This is a genomic window from Actinoallomurus sp. NPDC050550 (assembly GCF_040655075.1).
Classification (GTDB): Bacteria; Actinomycetota; Actinomycetes; order Streptosporangiales; family Streptosporangiaceae; genus Actinoallomurus.
The window spans coordinates 112,332-137,991 of the sequence record NZ_JBFAJC010000016.1 but is presented as its reverse complement, the minus strand read 5'-3'; the positions used below and the strand labels follow the sequence as shown (position 1 = coordinate 137,991).

The following is a 25,660-nucleotide window of genomic DNA, read 5'->3' as shown; positions in this document are numbered from 1 at the left end:
TCCGGCGAATAATCCCCATATGTCTACATGGAGGTCGTCCATGGCGCGTCCCAGATGGATTGTCGCGGGCATGGCCCTACTCACCGCGTCCGTGACGGTGGTCGCCGGACCGGCCACGGCGGCCACGCCGTCGGGCGCGAACGCGCTGCCGTGGAAATCGGCGACGGTGACGTGGACGTCCACGTCGCCCGTTCCAGGGGTGGAGGTCCGTACCGCGTCGGTCTCCGTACCGCAGGCGCATCCCGTGTGGACCGTGACCGTGCAGGCTCCGGCCGTGAACCGGCTGACCGGCGCCGCCACCTGGGCGGAGCTCGGAGACGCCCAGTGGGCCGCCAAGACCGTCGCGCAGCTGGCCGCAGCCGGGATCGACGCACGCACCGAGCAGGTGCCGTGGCCCGCCTTCTCCGACACTCCGCACGGCACCGAGGGGAACCGCGTGCGCGTCGGCGGGTTCGCCGCCCAGGCGGACGCGCAGCGGCAGGCGGCCGCGGTCACCTCCGCCGGCCTGCACCCGGCCGCCGAGTGGACCGGTTACGACGTCGACCAGGCGCCCGACCGAGAGAGCGTCCACCTCGGCATCGTGGACCCCGCGCGGTTCCACGGGAGCGTCGTCGCCGATCACGGCGGTGCGGTCGCCGGGCGGGTGACGACGTCCGCTCAGGCCCGCGCGGCCGGCTCCGTCCTGGCGGTCAACGGCGGCTTCTTCATCACCTCCGACGCCGACGGCGTCCAGGGGACGCAGTCGAGCCTCGCCGCCTACGGTGGCACTCTCGACGCCCAGTCCGCCGGCGACCGGGCCGCTCTGATCCTGCAGAACAACGGCCACCGTAGCCGCGTCGCGAACCTCGTCTCGCGCGCGAGTGTCCGCGACGGTGCGGCGTCGTACGCGATCAATGGCGTCAACCGGGTGCCGGGCAAGATCCGTGACTGCGGCCGGCCGGGAGTGTCACCGACCGAACTACCACGTCAAGACTTCACCTGCACCAGCGCCGACGACCTCGTGCTGTTCACCCCGCACTACGGAGCGAACCTGCCCACCGGGGCAGGCGCGCAGGCCGTGCTCGACCACGGTGGCCGGGTGGTCGGTGTGGGGACGGGCGGCGGTACGGTTCCGGCCGGGGGCTCGGTGCTCCAGGGGATCGGGACGGCCGCGACGTGGCTCAAAGCTCACGCCGTCATCGGACGGCGGCTGGCCGTCGACGAGCGGGTCCGCGACTCGTCCGGAAAGGCCGTGCCGTTGGCCGGCAAGACCGGCATCGTGAGCGCCGGGCCGATTCTCGTACGCGACGGGCGCCTGTCGATCGACGCCGCCACGGAGGGGTTCGTGGATCCGGCGGACCTGTCCTTCGGCTACGCCTGGGCGGAACAGCGCCAGCCCCGGACCCTCGCGGGCACGGACGCCCGGGGACGGCTCATCCTCGTCACCGTCGACGGCCGCCAGCCAGGTGTCAGCGAAGGCGCGACGATCCAGGAGGCCGCCGAGCTGATGCGCGGGCTCGGCGCCGTGAACGCGTTGAACCTCGACGGTGGAGGATCGACCACGATGGCGGTCAACGGCACCCTGGTGAACAAGCCGTCCGACGCGACCGGCGAACGCCCTGTCGGCGACACCGTGCAGGTTCTCCCGCGCTGATCCGCCCGGCCGCGTCACCTGCGTGATCACGATCGGTGACTAACCGAAGAGCAAAGAAGCGGCGGTCACCCCGGCCGAAAAGCCGAGGTGACCGCCGCGTGCTTCACGAGATCGGCCTGGTCACGGCTTCAGCCGTACGACCTGGGGGTCGTGGTCGCTCGTCTGGTTCGTGTACTCGGCGTTGACGTGGACCACCTGGTACCGCACCCCGCGAGTGCTTGGGGTCACCAGGATGTGGTCGAGCACCTCCGAGATGCCGCTGTACACGTAGGTGTACCGCTCGTTCACCGGAAGCGTGGCGATCAGATCGGTAAGGATCGGCGTGCCGTGCCCGCTCGTGGAGCCCGTCTTCAGCGCCGCCAGCGCGGGGCTGAACTGGTAGTCGTTCAGGTCGCCGAGCACGACCACGTCGGACTTCTTGTCCACCTTCAGGATCCGCTGGACGAAGGAGTGCACCGCCGTCGCCTGGGCCGCGCGCTGGACCGCCGACGACTGCGCCGGGTACTGGTAGCGGCCGTCCGCGTTCTGGTCGCCGAGCTTGGAAGCGAAGTGGTTCGCGATGACGAACACCGGCTTGTTCCGGAACCGGAACTCGCCCGCGAGCGGCTTGCGGCTGGAGTTCCAGGCCGTGTTGGCCGGGTCGATCCGGCCCGGCGACAGGGTGAGGGCGGGCTTGCCCTTGAGCTTCTCGACCGCCGTCGGCGTGGTCGAGCGGTCAACGGACGAGGCGCCCCGGTCGACGAAGGACACGCGCGCCGGGTTGAACAGGTACACCACCCGGATGTTGCCGCCCGGCTGGCCGCCGTCCTTGTCGTTGACCGGGTCGATTTCGCGCCAGTCGTACTTCGGACCGCCCGCGGCGACGATCGCCGCGGTCAGCTTGGTCAGCGTCTTGTCGGCCGCGACCACACCGTCGTCGGTGGCGCCGGTGTTGTCCTGTACTTCCTCGACCGCGATGATGTCGGGCTTGGCGAGGTTCTTCACGACTCCCTGGGCGAGCCGCGTGTACTTCGTGTCGGGGTCGCCGGGCGCGAGGTTCTCGACGTTGTACGTCGCGACCGCGAGCTGCTTGCGGCTCTGCGGGGTGGCGACGACGGGCGGCAGGTTCTTGTGCTGGACCGCGCCGACCTGCGTCGCGGCGATCGTGTAGCCGCCGAACTGGGAGTAGTCGACCGGGCCCGCCGTCGCGCCCTGGAGGACGTCGCCGACCGAGACGCCCGGGTTGCTGCCGTCCGCGGTTGCGACCTCGATACGGCCGGAGGGTACGGCGTTCTCGGCGAGGAGTTCGGTGCCGCCGCGGTACGTCGTCGCCTGCGCCGGCTTGGTGGTGACGAACTGCTCACCGTACTTGTTGGACGGGCCGACCACCCGGGCGTCGTCGACCTGCACCCGCATGCCCTCGCGCGACTCCCAGAAGTCGAGGGCCGAGCGGGCCGGGTCGATCGGCGTCGACTCGATGTTGGCGCCGCCGAGGTCCGGGGCGTACTTGCCGGGGACGGTGTCCGGCTTGATGACCTCGGCCGCCGGCAACGCATTGTCGTGGGAGAGCACGGACGCCGTCGAGCCGCTGATCTCGGTGACCGACAGGTTGGAGGTCTTCTCGACCGTGTCGCCGCTGGACAGCGGGTAGTAGTCCTTGACGGTGCCCGACACGAGCACGGAGTCGCCCACCGCCACGCCCGGCGAGGAGCTGTAGACGAAGATGCCCTCGCTGGTGGCCGGGCTCGCGTCCGGTGTCGGGTCTTGGATCCAGTAGCCCTTGCTGCTGCCCGCCGACCGGATCGCGGTGACGACGCCGGGCACGTTGGTGACCTTCTCGCCGTTGTGCGGTGAGAGCCAGCTCGCGCCCTGGATGTCGTGGATGCGCAGCGGACCGGGCTCACCGCCGCCACCGCCGCCGCCTCCGCTCCCGGCGTTCGCAGCGCCGGGGGTCGGGTCGCCGGCGCTGAAGTCGGCGGAGTTGTCGTCGCTGTCCGCCTTGCCGCTTCGCTGTACGGAGGCGGTGTTGGACGCGCCCGCCGCCGGTGCCGTCTCGTTAAGTGCCGCGGTGCCGTAGCCGACGAGGTCGACCGAGGCGCTCTGGCACGCCGCCGAGTCCGCGCACGTCAGGGCGGTGGTGCCGTGGACCAGGGCGATCGTGCCGGCGGTGGCGGACATCGCGATGGTTCCGGTGGCCTGCATCGCCGGGAGCGCCTGCGTACCGCCCGCGCCCTTCGCCTCACCGACGAGGTAGAAGCCGCCCGGCGCGATCGAGCCGCTCAGCGGCGTGACCTGCCAGGCGCCGGTCGCGCCGCCGGAGTGGTACTGGACCGACCAGCCGTCCAGGCTGACGGCCGCGCCGCTCCGGTTGGTGAGCTCGACGAAGTCGTTGGTGTAGGTGGCGCCGGAGTTCCCCCCGCCGCCGTACACCTCATTGACCACTACCGACGTCGCCGGTGTCGCGGACGCCGGTGAGTCGCCGACGGCGACCAGGGTGGCGAGCGCCAGGCCGCCGACGGCGACACCCGCGATCGCCCTCGTAGACCCGGGCAAGACATGGACGCGCAAAAGTTCCTCCGATGACCGTTTTGTGTCGGCCACCATAATGGTGGTGGAACGGCCGCGAGGAAATGGCGCGTGAACGTATTTCTCGGGAACGGATCGTCGACTCTCGCCGGTGCGCACGAGCGTAGAGTCTCCGGCCGGAGAATCAGTCCGGAAACCGTCCAACGCAAAGTGATCAGACGGTCACGGAAACGGTTGGCAGTGACTGATTCCACCAAATCGACGTCACGGGAATCGGCGGGTTCTGCCAGTTCGGCCACGGACTCGACGGCGTGACCACAAGCGGCCGGGGCGCTTCGCATATCGGGTCGGCGAATGGCCTCCGGACATCGACGAGGTCGTGCAGGGAACGGTCCTTCGGGCGCTGTGCGGCATTTCCGGGTTCGGGTGGCCGGTCTCCTGCAGTCCTCGCCGGTCACCCGAGCCGCGAAAGCCGAGTTGCGGCGGCTCGTCGGCAAGTACGTCGACGAGGCTGAAGGGAGGGCGTCCGTCGCAATAGTCGTGGACGATCGCCCTCAGAGACCATGCTGGTCGAGGATTTTCATCAGATTCCGCTTGCGCTTAGAAGTCGCGTACCGACTCGGCGAACTGGCCGAACTGCGCGAAGAGCGTCGAGACGCGGTCCAGCGCCTCGCGCGGATCGATGCAGGCCGGCCGTCCGGTCGACTCCTGCAGCTCGGCCGGCCCCCGGACCACGAGGGCGAGCAGTCCCCGGTTGACCTCTCGCGCGGCGTCGGCGTTGACGAGGATCTCGTCCGCCTGCCGCTGGATCCGCTTCCCGAGGGCGGCTCGCCGTGTCTGCGGTCCGATGTGGTCGTACGATCGCCGCCGCTCCCGCCCTTGAACATGGCCGATTTTCTTATAGACAATAGTATCTGTTTGTTTGCTAGGCTCCGTGTCCAGGTCTGATGTCGCTGGAGGACGTGCGTGCAGCCGCTTCAGGCTGGGGACCCGGCCTGGGTCGGCCGGTACCAGCTGCTTGCCCGGCTGGGTGCCGGCGGCATGGGAACGGTCTTCCTGGCCCGGTCGCCCGGTGCCCGGCTCGCGGCACTCAAGCTCGTGCGGTCGGAGTTCGCCGCGGACGAGGGTTTCCGTGCGCGGTTCCGGCGGGAGATCGCCGCCGCCCGCAGGGTCAGCGGCCTGTACACGGCGCCGGTGCTGGACGCCGACGCCGACGCGTCGCTGCCCTGGTTCGCGGCCGGCTACGTGGCGGCCCCCACGCTGGCCGAGGCCGTCACCGCCATCGGCCCGATGCCGGAAGCCGCGCTGCGCGCGCTGGGGGCCGGGCTGGTCGAGGCTCTGCTGGCCATCCACGCGGCGGGCCTGATCCACCGCGACCTCAAGCCGGGCAACATCCTGCTGGCCGAGGACGGCCCCAAGGTCATCGACTTCGGCATCACCAAGGCCATCGACGCCTCGCAGCTCACGGGCACCGGTGGCGCGGTCGGGACGCCGGCGTACATGTCGCCCGAGCAGATCACCGCCAGCAGGGACGTGGGCCCGGCGTCCGACGTGTTCTCGCTGGCGGGTGTGCTGGTGTACGCGGCCACCGGGGTCGGGCCGTTCGGCGCCGGCGACTCGGCCTCCCTGCTCTACCAGGTGATGTACGGGGAGCCGCGGCTGGACGGGGTACCCGCGCCGCTGCGCGGGCTGCTGGCCGCCTGCCTGGACAAGGAGCCGGCCGAGCGCCCGGAGCCGTCGGCCGTGCTCGACGCGTTCACCCCCTCTGATCCCGGGGCGCTGATCTCCCCTGCGCTTCGCCGGGAGGTGGCGGCCCGGGAGGCGGCGGCCGCCGCGGTGTCCAGTGGACCGGTCACCCCGCCTCCGCCGCTGCCGCGGGTCGACGAGACGGCCGCGGGCGACCCGAGCCGGCGGCGCGTCCTGCGTCTGGCGGCTGCCGCGGCCGTCGGGGTGGTGGGTGCCGGCGGCGGCGCCACGGCCTGGGCACTGACCCGCAAGAGCGCGAAGCCCGTCAAGCCCGCCCCGCACGCGAGCGGCCTCGTGCCCGCTCCCGCATCCGCCTGGGCCCTGTCCTGGCCCGCGGAGTTCGCCGACCGACTGGAGCTGAGCGTCTCGGTGGCGGGCGGCACGGTGGTGTGGCGCGGGAACAAGGGGTTCTGCGGGGTCGATGCCGCCTCGGGCCGTCGGCTCTGGACCCTCAGCCGCCCGACCGGGGACATTTTCACCCCGGGGTACCGGGTCTTTGGGAGCACGGTCTTCGGCCTCGGTGCCAGAGACACCTCCCAGTCGAACATGATCTACATCATCGATCCGGCGACGGGGGCCGCCAGATCGATCGAACTGCCCGGCGACATCACCAACCTCACCGATGCGTACGGAATGATCGGCACCACGGTGTTCGTGGGCGCGAACGTGGACCACACCGGCAAGCAGATGATCGTGCTCGCCGTGGACATGGGCAGCGGGCGGGTCCTGTGGCGCTTCCCGAGCAACGCCCAGGTCATCGACGGTGTCGCCGACAGCGACTCGGTGTACATCATCACCCCCTCGAAGATCTTCGGCATCGACGCCGTCACCGGGGCCCGGCGGTGGGTCAGCACCTGGTTCACGGGTAATGGCAGATCCACGGCGTATCCCCTGACGCTCGGGAACGGCCTGCTGTTCTTCTGCGCCACCGGCGACTCCAGCTTCCAGGCGGTCAGCACCCGCGACGGGGCCGTGGCGTGGAAGAAGTCCGATTTTCTCCAAAGGCCCGTGCTGCCGTTGGGTTCCGCTGTGATCACGGTCGGGCAGACCGGGTTCTACGCCTACGACCAGGCCACCGGAGCCCTCCGCTGGCAGCGGACCTCCAGCCCTACCGCCCTTGACTACTTGGTGGCCGACGCCTCCGACAGCGGCTCCTCCCGCCTTCTCGTCGCATCGTTCTCCGACGGCAGAGACTCGGCCGGCACGAGCAACAACAGCGGTTTCTTCGTCGCCGGCACCGCAGGCGGACCGTCATGGGCGCACTGGGGGCCGTCCTACAACGACGGCGGCTGGGGTCTGGCCGTGTCCGGATCGACCATCTACGCGACCGACAACAGGCAGCTCTACTGCTTCCGGGGAGGCACCTGATGGCTGCTCTGGAGCCGGGTGATCCCGGACACGTCGGCCGGTACCGGCTGCTGAGCCGGCTGGGTGAGGGCGGTATGGGCCGGGTCTACCTGGGCGCGTCCCCTGCGGGCCGGGCGGTGGCGATCAAGGTGGTGAGGCCGGAGCTGGCGGGTGACCCGATGTTCCGTGCCCGGTTCCGTGCCGAGGTGGAGGCCGCGCGAAAGGTCAGCGGCGCCTTCACCAGCCCGGTCGTGGACGCTGATCCGGAGGGGACCGTGCCCTGGCTGGCGACCGCGTACGTGAACGGGCTCAGCCTGAAGGACGCCGTCGAGCGGTACGGTCCGATGCCCGAGGATCGGCTGCGGACCCTGGGCGCGGGACTCGGCGAGGCGCTGATCGCCATCCACCGGACCGGGCTGCTGCACCGCGACCTCAAACCGGCCAACATCCTGCTGGCCAAGGACGGCCCGCGGGTCATCGACTTCGGCATCAGCAGGGCCACCGACGGCACCAGGCTCACCGCCGAGGGCCAGGCCATCGGCTCGCCTGGCTACATGTCGCCCGAACAGATCCGCGGAAAGGACCTGGCCCCGGCCGGCGACGTGTTCGCCTTCGGCGCGGTTCTGGCCTTCGCCGCCACCGGCCGCCCGCCGTACGGAACCGGGCCCGTGCACACCGTCATCCACCGGACCCTGCACCAGCCGCCCGACCTGGACGGCGTGCCGCAGTCGCTGGCAGCGATGGTCGCCGCCTGCCTGAGCACCGACCCCGGCCGCCGCCCGCCCGCGGCGCTGCTGCCCCAGTTGCTCGCCGCCCCGCCGCTCGCACGCGGCTGGCTGCCCGACGCCATCGACCGTGAGCTTCAACAGCGCGAGCACACCCTCGTCCTGGACCTGCGAGCCGTCGCCCGTGCCAGGACACGGCGTCGGCTGCTGCTGGGCGGAGCCGCGGCGGCCGGGCTCGCGGTGGTCGGCGGCGGCACCGCCGTAGCCCTGGCGGAGACGGCCCGGAGCGGGCGCGTTTCTCCGCCCAGATTCCTGTGGCGAGCCACACCCCCCGCCACCGGAGACATCACGGCGCCCCAGGTCTTCGCGCGTACGGTCGTCGTCTTCGGATTCCTCGACAAGTCGACGGCCTTCGACGCAACCACCGGACGGAAACTGTGGTCAGCCAAGATAAGCGGCGCCGGCAGCGATAACACCCTCATCTACGCGCAGCCCGCCCAGAGCGGTGACTTCATCGCGATGGACCCCTATTCACGGGCGCAGCGCTGGAGCTTCCCCCTGCCGTCCGGCTTCAACCTCCAGCACGTGTCCGGCCCGGCCGGCGGGCTGCTCGGCCTGGCCGACAGGAACGGGACGATCATCGGTCTTGACGTCCGTACCGGCAAGCAGATGTGGACCCACCACGCTCCCGCGGCGACCGATCTCCAGGGGATCCAGGGCGGCAGCCTCATCGCAGCGTCCGGCAAGGACACCAGCGGAAAGCTGTACTCCACCCTCTTCGCGCTCGACCCCGTGACCGGCGCGGTCCGCTGGACCCGCCCGTACGCCACGCCGGGGATGACCCTGCCCGGCAGCGGAGACCTGGTCTTCAGCAGCCCCGCCCGTAACGTGCTCGACGCACTGTCGGCCGCCACCGGCCGGACGGTCTGGACCGCCAACGTCGCGGACGCGTCCGGTAATCCTGGGAGCGGGAGTCTCACGATCGCCGCGGCGAACGGGATGGCCTACCTGGGCGGCGCAATCCTCTACGCCCTGGACCTGGCCACCGGGCAGCAGAAGTGGGCCTACGAACCGACCGTGTCAGGATCCCAGGACCGGACCTTCCTGGTGAAGGGCAAGTACGCCTACGTCCTCGACAACCGGCACCTGATCGCGCTCGACGCGCGCACCGGACGGCGGCTCTGGTCGGCCAACACCCCCGCCGACGACACCGCCCCCCTGGTCGCCATCGGCGGACTGGTCTGCACCGGTGTGGCCGGCACCACGGGCCCGGGTCTCTACGGCTGGAACGCGGTCACCGGAAGGCTGGTGTGGAGCCACCCCGGGGAGGCTTCCGACAGCACCGACCAGTGGACCCTGACCAGCACCGGCCCCGTCCTGGCGGCCTCCCAGATCGCCACCCTGTTGGCCTTCCGCTTCGCCCGTGCCTGACACCGCCACCATCATTCATTGTGTCCAGGCTCGAATTCGGTGATCGCGGCGAGGACTGCTTCGCGCGTGATGTCGGTGAGCGCCGTGATCGCACCGTAGGCCCGCTACGCGACGGATGCCGCGTCGACCGGAACCTCATGGAGTGGCCCGCGCGCACCATGCTCGACGTTCGCCTGTACTGATCCCCCGTGGAGGCCTGGCGGCGAGCCGACGGCCGAACGTTCCGCGCGGTGACGCGCCGGCACGGGGCTCGTCGGACGGTGGCGTGCCATGGCCTCGCGTGCGAATCACGGTTCCGGGCGTCCGCGTTCGCCTACTGACTGTGATGGTCCGTGCGTCCAGTGTGAGCTGAGAAGCACTCCGGCGGTACGCCGCCGATCGACCACCCCCACGAGGTGTCCATGCTTCTCGCGCATCCGCAACCGGCTGCCCTCGCGCCGGTCATGTACTGGCGGGCGGTGTTCCCCGGCCGTCCCGACCAGGCCCATGCCGTACGGGCGTTCGTCGCCACGCTGCTGCCCGCCCGGTCGCGGCTGGACGAGGTCCTGCTGGCCGTCGGTGAGCTGGTGGCGAACGCATTGCGGCACACCCGCTCCGGGCAGGGCGGCTCCTTCACCGTCGCCGCCTACCACGCCGCGGGCCGTACGGAGATCTCCGTGACCGACCAGGGCGGCCCGGCCGGGCCGGCGGTCGCCGACGCCGACGAACTCGCCGAGTGTGGACGCGGACTGCGTACGGTCGCGCTCCTCGCCGACAGCTGGGGCTGGCACGGCAACGACCAGGGCCGTACGGTCACCGCCGTCTTCGCCGCGGAACCGTCCCCGACGGCCATCCTCCCCTGCCCGGACTCCGGGTCCCACGCGACCGCTGGAGGGAGGTGAAGCCATGGAAGACCAGCTCAGCGGCGTGACGACGTGGATCAAGGCGACACGGTGCGGCGGCTACACGGGCGAGGACGGCGAGGCATGCGTGCTCGTCGCCATCGTCGAGACAACCGGCGGTGAGTGAAAAGCAGCGGCCTCGGGCATCGTCCCGGGCCGCGCCCACGGGATGGGGCCGCGCGCACTTTCACGCGTACGGCTACCGGGGGTCCGGTGAGGCCGTCCGCCCGTACGACCCAGCGCGGTCGCCGGGCGGGATCGGGTTCGAGACCTCGCCGGTCGCGCCTGAGCGTACGGCCGCCTGGCTGGCCAAGCCCGCCCGCTTCATCAAAGGCACCTGGGACGACCCGGTGGACGCGGTCGCCTGGCTGGAGCGGCAGTACGCCGAGGTCGAGCCGTCCATCGCCCATCCGGAGTTGAGACGGCACGCACCGACCGTACGGACGATGGCCGCGACCGCCCTCGACACTCTGCGGCGGGGTAACGACATGGTGTGGGCCTGGTGGCTGACCGGTGGCAACTACGTCGACCTGGCCGTCGTGTGCTGCCCGAACCGCGACCGCGACGCCTGCTGCCCGCTCGGCCGGCGTTGAACCCGAGCGACCGGCCGATGCGCGCCTTGCGTGGCGTGACGTCCATCGAACGTCGCCGAGCCGGGTTCTTCGGCGTCTCTCAGAGCCTGCTGACAATCAGAGCCTGCTGACAAAGGGCGGGCGTTGGAGAACGTTGAGTGGATGCCTGGAACGTGCAGATGCGCGCCAACGGATGCGTAGGGTGGCGCCGTGACGGAGACAGCGGCCACGAGCTATGACTGCCTGTCATCTCGCCTGGTCCCGGAGCCCGAGCTGCGGACGTTCCTGAAAGATTGTTTCGAAATCGCCGAGCATGAGTTGTTCGTTGGACATGCCGATCGCATCGCCGACGATTTGCGGGATGTTCCGCGGGACGTGGTGTTCGCCGCGTTCTGCGCGTACGAGCAACAGGTGTCCGGGCACTTCGCGATGGGCTTCAGTGTCGGCATCGAGGGTCGCCTTGTCGACCGGGTCGGCCGCCAGGAGTTCGCCGAACGGTTCGCCGCGCACTTCGATGCGTACGTGCTGTACGGCGACACCGAGCCAGCAGGACTGTGGACGGTGGTCCTGCCGGACGGCAGCCGTCTTCGGGCCGGGACGGAGGGGGACGACGACCGGTGTGTGCTCTATGTGGCCACGGCGCCGATGCCAGGATTGCCCGAGGTCCGCGTGGACGAGAGTCTCTGGCAGCGCCGATGAGCCGCCGCCGACTCCTGGTGGCTGAGAGCGTTGAAGCGACTCTGCAGCCTGATCACTGTGTCAGCAGGTTCTCAGGGGAGAGCAGGTCGGCGAGGCGGAGTTCGAGGGCCGACACTCCTGGACGGAGACGCCGAGGGCGCCGCAATGCCGGTCACGGCCCATGCGCGCCCGCCTTTCGGTGCCCGTCGCGACGCCGCGACGGGCACACCATCGCGCGACGCGCCAGAGCCGCCATGTCGCGGTGCCTGTTCTTCCTCCTGCGGAGGCTCGAAACCAGGCTTGCGTGAGGACAGGTCTCCCTCCATGGTCAGCCACCGTACGCGCCGAACCGTGTTGGAACGGACGGCTCGCCGCGTCCGCGACCCGATGTGGCCGTACGACCGCTGCCACCCCGTGAGTGACGCCCCTGCTCGGGGCCATGGTGGTCAGCCGCCGATCGGTACTTCGGCTTGGTAGACCTCGCCGGTGGCGGGCACGGCCAAGGCCCATGACTTCAGCGAGCCGTGTCCCTCCCAGGGCAGGTGGTCGGAGATGCCGGTCAGCTGCTCGCTCGCGTCGCCGTTCAGCACGGTGACCTCGTCGATCGGGCCGTTCGGCATGCGGGCGCAGAAGGAGTACCACCAGATCGGCCGGTCCGGCAGCGCGTAGCCACCGAAGAGCCGATCGGCCACGACGGTGGACGGCGGGCGGTCCACGGCTGCCCGCTGCGTCGCCTGGCCCAGGCCGCCGAAGTCGCGTACGGCCAGGGGGCCGTAGTGGATCCGCAGCGCCCGCTGGCCGTCGAACCGCAGGTCCGTGTGCACGTTGCCCGCGAGTTCGCTGCCGGGCAGGGCGAACGCCGCGAACACCGGGAACACGTTGTGCAGCCAGCCGTTCAGCGCCTCGGCGACCGGATGGATCCCGTCACGGGCGATGCCGACCGACTGGTCCCAGGCCGGGGTGTCGCCCCACGCCGGGTGCTCGACCCCGACGGGCAGGCGGGCGATGAGACCGTTCGGCTGCAGCTCCGGCGTTCCGACGGCCACGGTGAGCGCGGCGTCCGGGAGCCGTACGACCGGCCCGTCGAGATGGGCCGCCATCCCGTGGCCCTCGCGGAACATCCTGGCGAGCAACTCGGCCGTCGATGATGCGTCCATGTGATCCTTCCTCGCGATGTGAACGCGAAGTGAGACGCAACGACCGTTCGACCGGGTTCCGGCGGAAGTGGCCGGGACTGCGCGGCGGTGCCCCTCGCGTCCCTTCGGCAGGGAAAGACCAGGTCAGAGCTGCTGGTACGCTATGTCAAAATTTTTCCAACCGTGTCCGGGTCACGCAAAGAGTTGACCATCGCGGAGATGTGCCGCTCGTGAACGACCGCGCCGCCAGGGTGCCGTCAACGAGACGGGCGTGTTCCACAAGATCCCCCTGAGGAGCATCCTCATGTCACGGCCCCCGTCGCAACACAAGATCGGCCGCGAGCGCCTGCTCGCGGCGGTCGGCGTGCCGATCATCGGCTCGGCCGCCCTGGTGACCCTCGCCCCGACCTCCGCGGTCGCGAGGCCCGCCTACGGTGCCGCCGACATCACCTGGCAGGCGTGCTCGCGATACGTCGGCGCCGGCTTCGAGGGTCTGCGCATGGGTCGGATGCCTCGCGTCCGGCCGCTGATGGCCCGCATGGAGTGCGGGACCCTGCGCGTTCCGCTGAACTATGACCAGCCGAACGGGCGGAAGATCAGCATCGCGGTGACCAGGCTGCCGGCCACCGACCCGGCGCATCGCCTGGGCAGCCTGGCGGTCAACCCCGGCGGCCCCGGCGCCAGCGGCTACCTGATGCCGATCAAGCTGATCGCGCGGAACCCCGCCAATGCGGGGCTGAACGAGCGGTACGACCTCATCGGTTTCGACCCCCGCGGAGTCGGCCGCAGCAGCAGGGTCGACTGCCCGGAACTGAGGCGCGCGGTCACACCGCCGCACGGGCCGCTGACCGAGCAGGCCGTCAGGCAGGCGTACGCACGGCAGGTCGCGGCCAACCAGGCGTGCGCGAAACACGACCCGGCCTTCCTCTCCCACCTGACCACCGCCAACGTCGCGCGCGACCTCGATCAGATCCGCGCCGCGCTGGGGGAGACCACGATCAGCTACCTCGGCACCTCGTGGGGGACCGCGCTCGGCGCGAACTACCGCAGCCTGTTCCCGAACAGGGTGGCCCGGATGTGGCTGGACAGCGTGATGGGACCGGACTTCCGGCTGGACGCCTACGGGGACACCACCGCCCAGGCCAAGGAGCAGAACTTCTCCCGGCAGGCCGCGTGGATCGCGAAGCGGAACGCCAGGTACGGGCTCGGCACCACGCCCGAAACGGTCAAGGCCGCCGTACTGCGTCTGGAGCGCGCCTACGACGCCGATCCCCAGAGGTACGCTCACGCCTTCATCGACGGTGGCATGATCGCTCGGCTGGCATCCCAGGCGAGCGGGCACTGGGCACCGGCCGCGGAGGCGCTCAAGGCGCTGACGAATCCGCCCGGCCCCGTCGCGCCGCCCGCGCTGGCGAGGATCTTCGAGACGTTGAACCCGCCCGACGGGTCCGACGGGGGCGACAACGCCATGTTCCGGGCGACGGTCTGTAACGAGGAAGCGGGACAGCGTGACTTCGCCTCCGCATGGACCGCGTACCAGCGGCGCCTGGCCCGTTACCCGATCACCAGCCGGCACGCCGACCCTGTGCCCACCTGCGCGGGATGGCCTTTCCCCGTGCAGCGGTGGCCGCTGAAGGCCGGAGGCGGATCGCTCCAGCTGTCCGCCCACCGGTACGAGACCACCACGCCGTACGTCTGGGCGAAGCAGATGCAGGCACTGATCGGCGGAACGGTGCTGACCGTCGACGACGACGTCCACGCCTCCGCCGTCCAGGCCCCCGAGTGCGCCGCCCACATCGTGGCCTACTTCGACACCGGACGCCCCGACGCCGGACAGTGCTCAGGTGCCCCGGAGCCACCGGACGCCCCGTGAGGCCGCCGAGCGCCGAGGCCGTGCCCGGCCCGACCGGGCACGGCCACCCGCTCGCCACCGCCGATCACCCTGAACGGCTCACCGCCGAGGCGGCGGAGGACTAGGCGGCCGGGACCCCGCAGATGCGTACGAGCTCTCCCGCCGCCCATCGGATGGACGGGTGCTCGTCATCCTGCAGGTGAAGGAGTGAGGGGACCGCGGCCTTGACGGCCTCGCGTTCCTCGCCGGGACCGTCGGCGATGTCCGCGATGAGGAGCAGCAGGGTGTTGCGCGCCCGGTTCGTGGGGATGAGCATCCGTTCCACCAGGAACGGCACGGCGGGGGCGGCCGCGGCGATGGAATCGTGTTTGGAGACCAGGAGCTCGTAGAGCCTCTTGACCGCGGCCTGAGCGGCGTCCTCGTCGTCGGAGGCCACCTTGGCGATCAGGCCGGGGATCTCGTATCCGGGGCCGCGCTTCGTCCAGAGGGACGCCCAGTCGATCTCGTCGAGCCGCAGCCGGAACCTGCGGGTCGGCCACAGCCGGTCCAGGTCGAGCCGGAGCGCCGCAGTGCCCTGGCCGGTGGTCACGTACAGCAGCCCGTCGGAGTCCAGGGTGAGGGCCTTGATGCCGGTCCCGATCCGCAGGTCCGCGACATCCATGGAGCGCAGGTCCCAGACTCGCGTCAGCCCGTTCGCCCAGGCGGCGGCCAGGGCCGGGCCGGTCTCCAACTGCGCGGAGGTGAGCGCGGCGACCGGCGACCTTCGCCGGTCGAACGCCGCCCGTGAATTTTCACGGCCGGTCACCCAGTGGCGGAGCACCCCATGGGCGTCGCCGCTCACGACGGCGCAGCCGCCGTACGCCGGCTGGTAGCAGGTGACGGCCGTCACCGGCGCGCGGTGCAGCGCCCGGTCCGCGGTCTCTGAGCCGTCGGTCGCCCAGACGTGCACGCGGCCGGTGGAGTCTCCCGCGACGACCGTCGTCCCGTCCTGGTCGGAGGCGGCCGCCGTACGTCCCGGCAGTTCGCCGAGCCCGGGGACGTCGGGCACGGCCGGCACCGGCGGCGTGGCCGCCGTCGAGATGGCCGTCCACCGGAGCCGGTCGTCCGTGCCGCCCTCGGTGAAGGACGCGGGGCCGAGGTCCTCGACGGGAGAAGGCACTTCGCTCGGTGCCTTGATCTCCTCGTCCGTCCAGGTGAGGCCGAGGGTCTCCGCGACCTGGACGACGGCCTCGCGGGTCCGGCCCTGGATCACGATCGCGTAGTCGGCGCCCGGGCCCCGGCCGTGGCGGATGAGCGCGTCGGGAGCGCCGTAGGTGAGGGCGTCGGTGCCCATCTCCTGCCAGGGCAGCAGGCCCAAGTCCCGGTACGACGCCTTGAGCCGCTCGACGATCGCGGGGTCGTCGTCGACGACCGTACGGCGGACCCGCAGGCTCCAGCCGAAGTGCGCGGGAAGCCGTTCCATGGCCAGTTGCAGGAAGAACTCGGAGATGGAACGGCTCTGCACCACCCAGCCGTCATGGGTGTTGACCATGACCTGCGGGTCGGGAAGGTGCGCCTCGGAAGCGAGGTAACCCCACTGGTCGACGTACTGGTACTCGGCCATGATGACGCGGATCTCGTCATCCGGCGGATTCTCGACCGAGTCGGGCCCGGACGGCGGCCACTGCGAGTGCGTCCAGTACAGGCGTGGCCGGAAGGCGAAGGAGTTGACGGGGGAGTCCCACCATTCCACGAGCGCCGCCGGGACGGGATCCGACTCATCGAGCTCGTACCCCGGCGCCTCGCCCTCTCGCGTCACGAGGGGTTCGCCGCCGGGATCCTCGTAGCCCCACTCGCGCTGCACCTCGTCGAGCAACTCCCAGCGCGTACGCTGCGGGGCGAGCCGTTCCGCGAACCGTCCGTAGTCGATGATCTCCGCCATGTGAGCATCCTAGGAACGTTCCATGGTAAAGATCGCAAAATCGCGGAGTTTCCGGCGAGACCTTGGCCACTGGATGCGAGCCGCCCGCAGGAGCGCAGCGGCTCCGCTCCTGCGACGCGAGACCCGTTCCGGCCGGGCTCCGAGCGCGCCGGGCTCCGAGCGCGCCGGGCTCCGAGCGCGCCGGGGTTCAGCCGCGCCAGGGCTGCGCCGCGTGGAACGCCGGGTGCACCTCGATCGTCGGAGCCATGGTCTGCAGGAGCCGGCGGGCGCGGGACAGCGGATGCTGCGGGAAGTGCTGGTCCCACCACGGATCCTCGGACCAGTTGCGCGGGAGACCGCCCTGGACCTCGGGCGCGTACGGGTGCTGGGCCCAGTAACCCATCATCTCGTCGGGCGTACGGCCCTTCCCGTGTTCCGCCATGAATCGGTCGAACGCGGCTGCGTCGCGCATCCCGGTCACGCCCTGTTCGATGCACAGGAATTTGAAGACCAGGCTGCGGTCGGCCCGCGGCAGGGTGAAGGACGCGATGTAGGCCACGCCGGGCCGGTCGGGCAGCGGCAGCTTGACGATCTGCTGGATCGTGGGGAGGCCGTGCAGGCTGACCAGGTCGAATTCGATCAGGCCTCCGCCGGAGGCGGCCGTACGCGCCACCGTGTCGCGCCGAAGCTTGTCCAGGTCCTCCAGCGGCGCCGTCAGGTCGGGAGGGATGTCGAAGACGTGCAGTTCGGCGATGTCGCCGTCGGAGTTCTGGAAGGCGCCGGGCTTCAGCTGCTCCCAGCCGGCCGGGTCGAAGCGTAGGGACATGAGGCGGCAGCTTAGTCAAAAGGGACATTCGACACCTGATCCGACCCACTGCGCATCAGGTCGACATCCGGTCGCGGGCGGAAGGTTGTCTCGCGTGAGCGGAGGTCGTCTCGCGCGAGCGCGGGCTTAGGGTTGCAAGACGTTCGCGTGTCGCGGAGAGGCCGGCTCGCGACATGCTGACGCGACCTCTGGCGGATCATGGACAAGCTCGCTGAGTTCACCGAGAACAGGCCGCGGCTGTTCGGCCTGGCATACCGGCTGCTCGGGGAGGCCGCCGAGGCCGAGGACGTCCTGCAGGACGCCTACCTGCGGTGGGAGGCGAGCGGGCCGGTCGAGGTTCCGGCGGCGTGGCTGACCAAGGTGGTCACGAACCTCTGCCTGAGCCGGCGGGGCTCGGCGCGCGCCCGCCGGGAGAAGTACGTGGGGCCGTGGCTGCCGGAACCGGTGTTCACCGACGACGGCCGGCTCGGGCCGCTCGAGACGGTCGAGCAGCGGGAGTCACTCTCGCTGGGTGTGCTCGTACTGCTGGAGCGGCTGACGCCCGCCGAGCGGGCGGCGTTCGTGCTGCGGGAGGCGTTCGGCTACCGGCACGGGGACGTCGCCGACGTACTCGACATCGACGAGGCGCACGCCCGGCAGCTCTACCGGCGGGCCCGCGAGCACGTGGGCGAACACCGGCGGCGCTTCGCCGAACGCCCCGGCCAGCGCGAGGAGATCGTGCGCCGCTTCGTCGCCGCGGCAGGGGACGGCGACGTCGCCGGGCTGGAGCGGCTGCTCGCCGAGGACGTCATCGCCTGGTCGGACGGCGGCGGCAAGACCTCCGCCGCGCGGCGCCCGGTCGTGGGGCCGGCCGCAGTCGCGCGCCTGTACTGCGGGCTGGCCAACCACCCGCGCGCGGTCGACATCGAGGTGTCGATCCGGGCGGTCAACGGCGAACCGGCGATCGTCGTGCACCAGGCGGGCGAGCTGTACCTGATCGTCTGCGTCGACGTCGCCGGAGACCGGGTCGTCGGCGTACGCGGCGTCCTCAACCCCGACAAGCTCGCGTACGCGTCGGCGCAGGAGACTCGCGCGGACCCCCGGCAGGTGTGAGCGGCAGGCGACCCGGGGCCCGCTGCGCGTCCGTGCACGCGAGACGTGAGCGTGGTGTGGGCGTGGCGCCGCGAGTGTGAGCACGGTCACCAGGCGCGATCGTCACGAAACGGCACGGCTGCCGAGTCACCCCCTTGACGGCACATCGTCGACAGAGGGGAGCGTGAGATGACGACGCGCATTCTGGTTCTCGGCGCGGGTTACGCGGGACTGGTCGCGGCCGGGCTGACGGCGCGGCACCAGGACGCCCGGGTGACGTTGGTGAACGCGCGGGACCGGTTCGTGGAGCGCGTACGGCTGCATCAGGTCGCGACCGGTCAGCGGATACGGACGCGGCCGATCGCGGAACTGCTCGACGGTAAGCCCGTGGACTTCGTCGTCGGCCGGGTCACCGCGATCGACGCCGTGGGGCGCGAGGTCGAGCTGGACGACGGGCGGCGGCTCGGCTACGACACCCTCGTCTACGCGCTCGGCAGCGGTTCCAACGCCGGCGCCGTGCCCGGGGCGGTCGAGCACGGCTACCCGCTCGCCACCGCCGAGGACGCCGAACGGCTGCGGGAGCGGCTCGCCGCCGACGGCACCGTCGCGGTGGTCGGCGGCGGGCTGACCGGGATCGAGGCGGCGGCCGAGCTGGGGGAGACGCGATCACGGGGGACCGTGCGGCTGGTGACCGCCGACCGGCTCGGCCCGGCGCTGTCCGAACGAGGCCGCGAGCACCTGCGGCGCGTCTTCGCCCGGCTCGGCGTGGACGTCCGGGAGAACACCCGGGTCGCCGAGGTTTGCGCGGACGGCCTGTCACTGGCCGACGGTGAGAAGGTCCCGGCGGACATCGTCGTGTGGGCCGCCGGTTTCCGGGTATCCGCGCTGGCCCGTGACGCGGGGTTCGCGGTGGACGAGCAGGGGCGGATGTTCGTGGACTCGGCATTGCGCTCGGTGTCGCACCCGGAGGTGTACGCGATCGGCGACGCGGCGGTCCTGCGGCGGCCGGACGGGCACGAACTGCGGATGGCGTGTGCCACCGCGCTGCCGTCCGCCCGCCAGGTGGCGCGCGCGGTGGGCGACGACCTGGCCGGGCGCGAGCCGGGCCCGTTCAAGTTCCGGTACGTCAACCAGTGCATCAGCCTGGGGCGGCGCGACGCCCTCGTGCAGTACGTACGGGCCGACGACAGCCCGGTCGAGCTCGTCCTCACCGGCCGGATCGCCGCCCTGTACAAGGAGGTGATCGTACGAGGGGCGTTCGCCGCGCAACGCCATCCCGCGATGGTCGTGCTGACCCCCGGTGGTGGCCCTTCCTGATGCCGGATCGGCCGCGCCGCAGATCCGGCGCGGCCGACGCGGGACCGCCCGTCCGGCCGCGGCGCCGATGGACCGTGTCGTCCGTGGTCCGTCGGCTCGTTACGGTGGGTGGGCCGAATATTTTTCTGGCCGGTTGTCGATTTCGGCGGGGGCCGCGTGTCGTGATTGATGACAGGAGTCGTTCGGCGGCTCGAGTGACACGCGAGGGAGACCGGAATGTCCAAGGACTTCGAGGTGCACTGGGAGGGACGGCTGCCCGCCGCTCCCGAGGTGGTGTGGGACGCGATCACCGTGCACTGCGGCGGCTGGCTGTGGCCGATCACGTACGAGCCGGGCGTCGGCGGCGCCGAGGGGGGTCTGACGGCGGCCGGCGGGACGGTGATCGCGTGGGAGCCGTCACGGCACTTCGCCACGCGCGCGGCCGACGGTACGGGGTTCAACGAGCTCGACTACCGGCTCGAACCCAGCGGCACGGGCACCTACCTGCTGTACCGGCACCGCGGTGTGATGGGCGGGGACTACGCGCTGGAGCTCGACGCCTGCCGACGGCACACGGCGTTCTACTACCACTCGCTCGGGCAGTACGTACGGCACTTCGCCGGCCGCGAGGCCGTGTACGGCACCGCCGAGGCACCCGAGATCTCCGCGCACGGAGGGTTCGCGACACTGCGGCGGGCCCTGGGCGTCGCGGACGACGTCGCCGTCGGGGACCGGGTACGGCTGACCCCGGCCGGCCCCGAGCCGATCGAGGGCGTCGTCGACTACGCGGACGAGACGTTCCTCGGCGTACGCGGGACCGACGCGCTGTACCGCTTCTACGGGCGCGACGCCTGGGAGTGGCCGGTCGGCGTGGCACACCACCTCTTCGCCGACGGCGCCGACGGCGCCGACGCGGCCGTCGGAGAGACCTGGCAGACCTGGCTGGACGGCGTCTTCGCGACCGAGGCGGTGGCGTGATGGCCCAGTACGCGGTGCTCATCTACGAACGTGAGACGTCCGCCGACCTCCCGCCGGAGGTGCTGCGGGAGCATGAACGTCTGCCCGACCGCATCGCCGAGCAGGGCGGCCGGGTCGTCGCCGGGATGGCGCTCGAGCCGAGCGGGACGGCCACCGCGATCCGCGGGAGCCTGGTCACGGACGGCCCGTTCATCGAGACCAAGGAGGCGCTGGCCGGGGTGTTCGTCATCGAGGCCCGCGATCTGGACCACGCGCTCGCCCTGGCCCGGCTGACACCGATCGTCAGCGGCGGCGTCGAGGTCAGGCCGCTGGTCGGTTTCCACGTGCTGGAGGAGAGCTGAGCGACGTCGAACGGGCGGTCGCCGACGCGCATCGTCGCGAGTGGGCGTACGTGCTCGCCGCGACGGTGCGCACGACGCGTGACCTCGACGCCGCCGAGGAGGCCGTCCAGGACGCGTACGTCCAGGCGCTGACCGCCTGGGCACGTGACGGCGTGCCAGACCGGCCCGGCGCGTGGCTGACCACCGTCGCCCGGCGGATCGCGCTCAACGCACTCCGCCGCCGACGGGCGTTGCAGGCCAGACTCCCGCTGCTCGTGGAGGGGGAGAGCGATGAGCTGCCCGACCGCGACGCCATCCCCGACGACCGCCTACGGCTGATCTTCACGTGCTGCCATCCGGCACTGGCACCCGAGGCACAGGTCGCGCTCACACTGCGGCTGGTGTGCGGGGTGACGACGGCGGACATCGCGAAGGCGTTCCTCGTCGCTGAGGCGACGATGGCCGCCCGGCTCACCCGGGCCAAGAAGAAGATCGCCACGGCGCGCATCCCGTACGCCGTGCCGTCGCCCGATGAGCTGCCCGCACGCGTCGACGCGGTGCTCACCGTCATCCACCTGCTGTACGCCACCGGGCACACCGCGCCCTCGGGTACCGACCTCGTACGCGAAGAGCTCACCGGCCGTGCGCTCGACCTGGCCCGGATGCTGCGCGCGCTGCTTCCCGACGACGGCGAGGTCGTCGGCCTGCTGGCGCTGCTCCTCGCCCAGCACGCGCGCCGGGCCACGCGGATGGACGGGCAGGGTCGGCTGGTGCGCCTGGAGGACCAGGACCGCTCCCGATGGGACCGAGAGCTGATCGCCGAGGCGGACCGGCTTGTCGTGGGAGTGCTGCGGGCCGGTCCGCCGGGGCGTTTCACACTGCAGGCGGCGATCGCGGCGCTGCACGCCCAGGCCCGCGACTACACGGAGACCGACTGGCCGCAGATCCTGACGCTGTACGACGAACTGCTGCGGATCTGGCCGTCCCCGGTCGTCGCGCTGAACCGGGCGGTGGCGGTCTCGATGGTCGACGGACCTCAAGCCGCGCTCGCCGAGGTGGAGTCGCTCGAACGCGGCGGCCGGTTGGCCGGCTACCACTACCTGCCCGCCACGAAGGCGGATCTCCTGCACCGGCTCGGGCGCGACGAGGAGGCGGTCGAGCAGTACGAGGCGGCGCTCGCCCTCAGCGGCAACGCCGCCGAACGCGAGTTCCTCACCGAACGCATCCGGTCGGCCGGACACTGAACGGACGAAGCCCGATCGGCGTGGCGTCGGCCAGGGACCGTACGGACGAAGGCCAGGCCGCGCCGGGCCGTCCGTATGGCTGGGCGACCGTCCGTATGGCTGGGCGACCGCGATCCCGTCGCTCGGGTGTCGGCCGTGTCAGGGAATGACGTCGGCGCTGATCGTGGTGGTGGAGGTCCGGCAGGTGGACATCCGGCCGGTGATGTTCGTCTGGGCGGCCGAGTTACTGGCGCAGAGCCAGCCCCGGACCGTCGCCACGCCGGCGCTGCCCTGCTTCGGGGTGTCCCTCCGGTAGTAGGTGCGGAAGACGGCCATCGCCGTCGCGCAGGCGACGCGGCCTTTCAGCACGCCGACCGCGGCCGTGGGGCCGTTGCCCGGGGGCTGGACCGTTCCGCAGTTGGTTCTCGGACCGGCGAGCTTCGGCGTATGGGCGGAGCGCGACGGGGAGGCGGGCCGGTGCGACTTGGCATGGGTCGCGGTCGGGGTCGGAGTGGTCGTCGTAGGGCTCGCCGTGGGGCTCGCCGTGGAAGACGACGGGGAGGCTTTCGAGGCGGTGCCGGGCTCGGAACCGTCACGGCAGGCGTTCAAGGCGAGCAGAACGAGCGGGAGGAGGACAAGGGCGCGACGATGCACAGGCGAGGACTCCCGGGGGCGACTGCAAGATCGGGACAGTTTCCCAGACGCGTCGTTCCTCGTCGGATCCGGGGCGTAGCACGCTTCGTCGACAGGACGCGGCAGCCGTTCGGAGAGACGGTGGGTCCTCATCAGCCCGGTGCATCCCTCCCTCCCGGCCCGTTGGTGCGGTATGCCCACGGTCCCGGGGTCCGCCTGGAGGGAGATGAAAGCATGGAAGAGCAGCTCAACGGCGTGATGTGGCACTGGTAGACGCGGCGAGCGACCCATGAGCACGGGCGGCCGTTCTGAGGGTCCGTCCCGAGGTCGCCGCCAGGTGAGGGGGCGACGTGCACTTCCACGCGTACGCCTACCGCGGGCCCGGAGAGGCCGTCCAGACCTTCGACGCCGTACGGTCGCCGGGCGGCATCGGGTTCGAGACCTCGCCCGTCCCGCCCGAACGTACGTCCGCCTGGCTGGCCAAGCCCGCCCGCTTCATCAAGGCCACCTGGGACGATCCGGCGGAGGCGGTCGCCTGGCTGGAGCGGCGGTACGCCGAGATCCAGCCATCGCTCTCGCATCCCGAACTGCAACGTCACGCCCCGGACGTACGGACCCTGGCCGCGACCGCCCTCGACACCCTCCAGCGGGGCAACGATGTCGTCTGGGCCTGGTGGCTCACCGGTGGCAACTACATCGACATGGCCGTGGTGTGCTGCCCGAACCGCGACCTCCGCTGCCCCCTCACCCGCCGCCGATCGGGCGTACGCGGTACCGGATCGAATCGGCGCGCGGAGCGGCCAGAAGCGGTTGGTAAAGGTTACTTTACGTTCTCTCGACTCGCAGTCAGGATTCTTCTATTTTGTATGCGTTGCACAGCCTTAGACGGGGGTCTGTGGTGTGATTCGTGTTGCCGTGTGCACACCAAGTGACGACTATGTGGCAAACGGTGATGGCAGGAGTGGAGAGAACGAGGATGACGGGGAATCCGAGTGACCAACATGAACCGCTTAGGCTCCCCGGCTGGTGGCCTGGGGCTCGCGGGGACGTTCGGTTTCCAACCGACGGAAGCCTGCCTACGGCCTCAAAGGCGTTGGACGGACATCTCGATACCATCGACGAGGCCATGAGGATATTGGCTGGTGAAGGATTCGTCACTGCTGAGGATGTCGGGGACTGGGATGCCGGGCAAGAACTGACGCGAACGGTCAAGGCTGCGCACGAGCATATCCTTGCGGTATATCGAGATTTTCAACGCCAACTCGCGGCGACATCTCTACTGCTCGTTAAGCAGCACCGCAGTCAAACTGACGCTGAGGAGGCATCAGCCAAGGCGTCTCGGCGACTGGACGGTGCTGACGTTCCTTCTCCACCACCGATTCTTCCGACGCAGCAGAATACGCCGTCCATGGATTAACGGGGACAGTAATGAGCGGTTCGAGGACGTATACGATCAAGACGGGTGCGCAACCGGCCGGGAATCCTGCCAACTACAACTACGTTCGGATAAAGACACTGATCGAGGCCACGAATCACGAGAAGGTTTCGGCGGCCGGTGTGGCGTTCAACAACGCGGCGAAGATCGTGGCCATGGCTGCTCACGAATTGTATCTGGTCGGCACCAAGCTGTCGGAGAAGTGGGAAGGCGCCGATGCTGATGCGGCACAGAAGGCGCTTGGACAACTGTACGCGACGGCGAACGAGTTGTTCGGGCGGAGTCAGCAGACCGGCTATGCATTGCAGACATACGGTGCAGCACTGAAGCAGTTCAAAAGTCTTCAATGGCCACAGTGGCCGGCTGATGACAGCCCGGTTCAGGACCAGCAGCGTCAGCGGGCTGCTGAGAAGGTGATGCAGGCCGTCAACAAGCAGATCGCTGCGGCCTGGAGTTCCATGCCGGAGAAGGTCCAGCAGAACCTTCCCATCCTTGATGATAAGCATCGAGGTACGCCCTACAGTTCTGGTGCCCCCTCCCCTGGGGTCGGTGGCCCTGGAGGTGGCGGTCGCGCTCCGCGTGGCGTCACTCTGCCGCACTCGTCGCACTCACCTGGATTGCCGAATTTGTCGCACGGCGGTGGAGATGGGCTTCCCATAAGCCGCGGTAGTGGACACGGTACGGACCTCGCCGGTCTTCCATCGACAGGCGGTGGGTTGGGAGCACCTCCGCCTTCGACTGGGGGGCCGTTGCCTTCCGGATCGCCTGGTGGTATTCCTTCGCTTCCCGGCGGTGGCCTGCCGTCTGGAGGTGACAATGGGCCGTCGTTGTATCCGGGCCCTGGCTCGATGCCTCAGACCGGTTCGGGCTCCAGCAGAGTCCCGTTGGAGGAACCCTCGTCCTCAGGCGTGACCAATGACGAGGCGGCGACGTTCCGGACTGCCGCGATGGAAGAGGCCGAGGCATCTCAAGCAGCGCGCAATGGACTGATGGTGACACCAGGCGCGCCAGGCGGCGCGGCAGGGACGAAGGACACCGAACGCGAACGCACCACATGGCTCGCTGAAGAAGAGGAGACCTGGGGCGCTGAGGACGACGCCATAGGCCAGGCGCTGGGGGCGCCGGCGGCGGCCGACTCGGTTGACGAGACGGAGACCGAAACGGGCCGGGAGATGTGGCTCGCAGAAGACCGAGAGGTCTGGACCGGGGGAGTGGAATCGGTGTCCGGCACGATCGGAGAGGCACCGCCGCAGCGCGACGAGACCAACACCGAGGCTCTGCTCGACAAGAGCGAGGAGACCGACATCCTGGATCCCGAGCGGCTCCAAGAGCTGCTGGACGTCATCACCGCTCCGGAAGAGGAGACACCCCGCGGTTCGAAGAATACGGTCGGTACGTCCCCTGGTCTCTTGGATGATCTGAGTAGTGAAGAGGTCAACGACATCGACCGGTTCCTGAATGGCTAGGTACCC

The 25,660-nt window shown here is 70.4% G+C and carries 23 protein-coding genes; 16 read left to right on the top strand and 7 right to left on the bottom strand.

Translation table 11 applies throughout. The annotated features are described in order from the left end of the window. Positions 1–40: 40 nt before the first annotated feature. Positions 41–1,633: a phosphodiester glycosidase family protein gene (locus AB0I04_RS23195; protein ID WP_360887802.1), complete on the top strand. Its 1,593-nt coding sequence runs from the start codon at positions 41–43 to the stop codon at positions 1,631–1,633. 120 nt (positions 1,634–1,753) lie between these two features. Here AB0I04_RS23195 and AB0I04_RS23190 read toward each other — a convergent pair whose 3' ends face one another. Next, positions 1,754–4,165: a lamin tail domain-containing protein gene (locus tag AB0I04_RS23190; protein WP_360887799.1), complete on the bottom strand. Its 2,412-nt coding sequence runs from the start codon at positions 4,163–4,165 to the stop codon at positions 1,754–1,756. 573 nt (positions 4,166–4,738) lie between these two features. Next, on the bottom strand, positions 4,739–4,873 hold the full coding sequence (locus AB0I04_RS23185; RefSeq protein ID WP_360887796.1) for a hypothetical protein: 135 nt from the start codon (positions 4,871–4,873) through the stop codon (positions 4,739–4,741). A gap of 231 nt (positions 4,874–5,104) precedes the next feature. Between AB0I04_RS23185 and AB0I04_RS23180 the strand changes: the two genes are divergently transcribed. The 7 genes from AB0I04_RS23180 (at position 5,105) to AB0I04_RS23150 (ending at position 11,539) form a co-directional block, all read left to right on the top strand. After that, positions 5,105–7,252, top strand: a complete 2,148-nt coding sequence (locus AB0I04_RS23180; protein ID WP_360887794.1) for a PQQ-binding-like beta-propeller repeat protein — start codon at positions 5,105–5,107, stop codon at positions 7,250–7,252. Continuing rightward, a complete protein-coding gene (locus tag AB0I04_RS23175) occupies positions 7,252–9,387 on the top strand; it encodes a PQQ-binding-like beta-propeller repeat protein (protein ID WP_360887791.1) in 2,136 nt (711 codons plus the stop codon). Before AB0I04_RS23180 ends, AB0I04_RS23175 begins: the two co-directional genes overlap by 1 nt. A 20-nt stretch (positions 9,388–9,407) precedes the next feature. Further along, positions 9,408–9,569 (top strand): hypothetical protein, encoded by a 162-nt coding sequence (locus AB0I04_RS23170; protein WP_360887788.1) that lies wholly within the window; start codon positions 9,408–9,410, stop codon positions 9,567–9,569. Between the two features lie 219 nt (positions 9,570–9,788). Beyond that, positions 9,789–10,268: an ATP-binding protein gene (locus AB0I04_RS23165; RefSeq protein WP_360887972.1), complete on the top strand. Its 480-nt coding sequence runs from the start codon at positions 9,789–9,791 to the stop codon at positions 10,266–10,268. 4 nt (positions 10,269–10,272) lie between these two features. Beyond that, complete coding sequence (locus AB0I04_RS23160) at positions 10,273–10,395, top strand: hypothetical protein (protein ID WP_360887785.1); 123 nt, start codon at positions 10,273–10,275, stop codon at positions 10,393–10,395. Continuing rightward, positions 10,388–10,861 (top strand): hypothetical protein, encoded by a 474-nt coding sequence (locus tag AB0I04_RS23155; protein WP_360887782.1) that lies wholly within the window; start codon positions 10,388–10,390, stop codon positions 10,859–10,861. The genes AB0I04_RS23160 and AB0I04_RS23155 overlap by 8 nt, the downstream gene beginning before the upstream one ends. Positions 10,862–11,050: 189 nt before the next feature. Continuing rightward, positions 11,051–11,539: a hypothetical protein gene (locus tag AB0I04_RS23150; RefSeq protein ID WP_360887779.1), complete on the top strand. Its 489-nt coding sequence runs from the start codon at positions 11,051–11,053 to the stop codon at positions 11,537–11,539. Positions 11,540–11,964: 425 nt separating this feature from the next. Here the strand turns inward: AB0I04_RS23150 and AB0I04_RS23145 are convergent, their stop codons facing one another. Continuing rightward, the gene (locus AB0I04_RS23145; protein WP_360887776.1) at positions 11,965–12,675 is read right to left on the bottom strand and encodes a hypothetical protein; all 711 of its coding nucleotides are present in this window, start codon (positions 12,673–12,675) and stop codon (positions 11,965–11,967) included. A 283-nt stretch (positions 12,676–12,958) separates the two neighbouring features. Here AB0I04_RS23145 and AB0I04_RS23140 point away from each other — a divergent pair, with 283 nt between their 5' ends. Then, on the top strand, positions 12,959–14,527 hold the full coding sequence (locus AB0I04_RS23140; protein WP_360887773.1) for an alpha/beta fold hydrolase: 1,569 nt from the start codon (positions 12,959–12,961) through the stop codon (positions 14,525–14,527). Positions 14,528–14,627: 100 nt separating this feature from the next. Here the strand turns inward: AB0I04_RS23140 and AB0I04_RS23135 are convergent, their stop codons facing one another. Together AB0I04_RS23135 and AB0I04_RS23130 are read right to left on the bottom strand one after the other, a co-directional pair. Next, positions 14,628–16,427: a hypothetical protein gene (locus tag AB0I04_RS23135; protein WP_360887770.1), complete on the bottom strand. Its 1,800-nt coding sequence runs from the start codon at positions 16,425–16,427 to the stop codon at positions 14,628–14,630. 187 nt (positions 16,428–16,614) lie between these two features. Next, on the bottom strand, positions 16,615–17,232 hold the full coding sequence (locus AB0I04_RS23130; RefSeq protein ID WP_360887767.1) for a hypothetical protein: 618 nt from the start codon (positions 17,230–17,232) through the stop codon (positions 16,615–16,617). A gap of 198 nt (positions 17,233–17,430) precedes the next feature. Here AB0I04_RS23130 and sigJ point away from each other — a divergent pair, with 198 nt between their 5' ends. From sigJ to AB0I04_RS23105, 5 genes are all read left to right on the top strand, one after another. After that, on the top strand, positions 17,431–18,324 hold the full coding sequence (gene sigJ / locus AB0I04_RS23125) for an RNA polymerase sigma factor SigJ (RefSeq protein WP_360887764.1): 894 nt from the start codon (positions 17,431–17,433) through the stop codon (positions 18,322–18,324). A gap of 168 nt (positions 18,325–18,492) precedes the next feature. Then, positions 18,493–19,620, top strand: a complete 1,128-nt coding sequence (locus AB0I04_RS23120; RefSeq protein WP_360887761.1) for an FAD-dependent oxidoreductase — start codon at positions 18,493–18,495, stop codon at positions 19,618–19,620. Between the two features lie 216 nt (positions 19,621–19,836). Continuing rightward, a complete protein-coding gene (locus AB0I04_RS23115) occupies positions 19,837–20,577 on the top strand; it encodes a hypothetical protein (protein WP_360887758.1) in 741 nt (246 codons plus the stop codon). Then, entirely contained in the window at positions 20,577–20,918 is a 342-nt protein-coding gene (locus AB0I04_RS23110) for a YciI family protein (protein ID WP_360887755.1), read from the top strand. The genes AB0I04_RS23115 and AB0I04_RS23110 overlap by 1 nt, the downstream gene beginning before the upstream one ends. 50 nt (positions 20,919–20,968) lie before the next feature. Beyond that, complete coding sequence (locus AB0I04_RS23105; RefSeq protein ID WP_360887751.1) at positions 20,969–22,141, top strand: sigma-70 family RNA polymerase sigma factor; 1,173 nt, start codon at positions 20,969–20,971, stop codon at positions 22,139–22,141. Between the two features lie 138 nt (positions 22,142–22,279). On the opposite strand, the gene AB0I04_RS23100 is transcribed toward AB0I04_RS23105, so the two are convergent. Beyond that, positions 22,280–22,774, bottom strand: a complete 495-nt coding sequence (locus AB0I04_RS23100) for a hypothetical protein (protein ID WP_360887748.1) — start codon at positions 22,772–22,774, stop codon at positions 22,280–22,282. Between the two features lie 329 nt (positions 22,775–23,103). On the opposite strand from AB0I04_RS23100, the gene AB0I04_RS23095 reads away from it, so the two are divergent. Continuing rightward, positions 23,104–23,685, top strand: coding sequence for a hypothetical protein (locus AB0I04_RS23095; RefSeq protein ID WP_360887746.1), 582 nt, complete (start codon positions 23,104–23,106; stop codon positions 23,683–23,685). A gap of 152 nt (positions 23,686–23,837) precedes the next feature. Here the strand turns inward: AB0I04_RS23095 and AB0I04_RS23090 are convergent, their stop codons facing one another. Beyond that, positions 23,838–23,975 (bottom strand): hypothetical protein, encoded by a 138-nt coding sequence (locus AB0I04_RS23090; protein ID WP_360887743.1) that lies wholly within the window; start codon positions 23,973–23,975, stop codon positions 23,838–23,840. 206 nt (positions 23,976–24,181) lie between these two features. On the opposite strand from AB0I04_RS23090, the gene AB0I04_RS23085 reads away from it, so the two are divergent. Beyond that, on the top strand, positions 24,182–25,654 hold the full coding sequence (locus AB0I04_RS23085; RefSeq protein WP_360887740.1) for a hypothetical protein: 1,473 nt from the start codon (positions 24,182–24,184) through the stop codon (positions 25,652–25,654). The last annotated feature ends 6 nt before the right edge of the window (positions 25,655–25,660 follow it).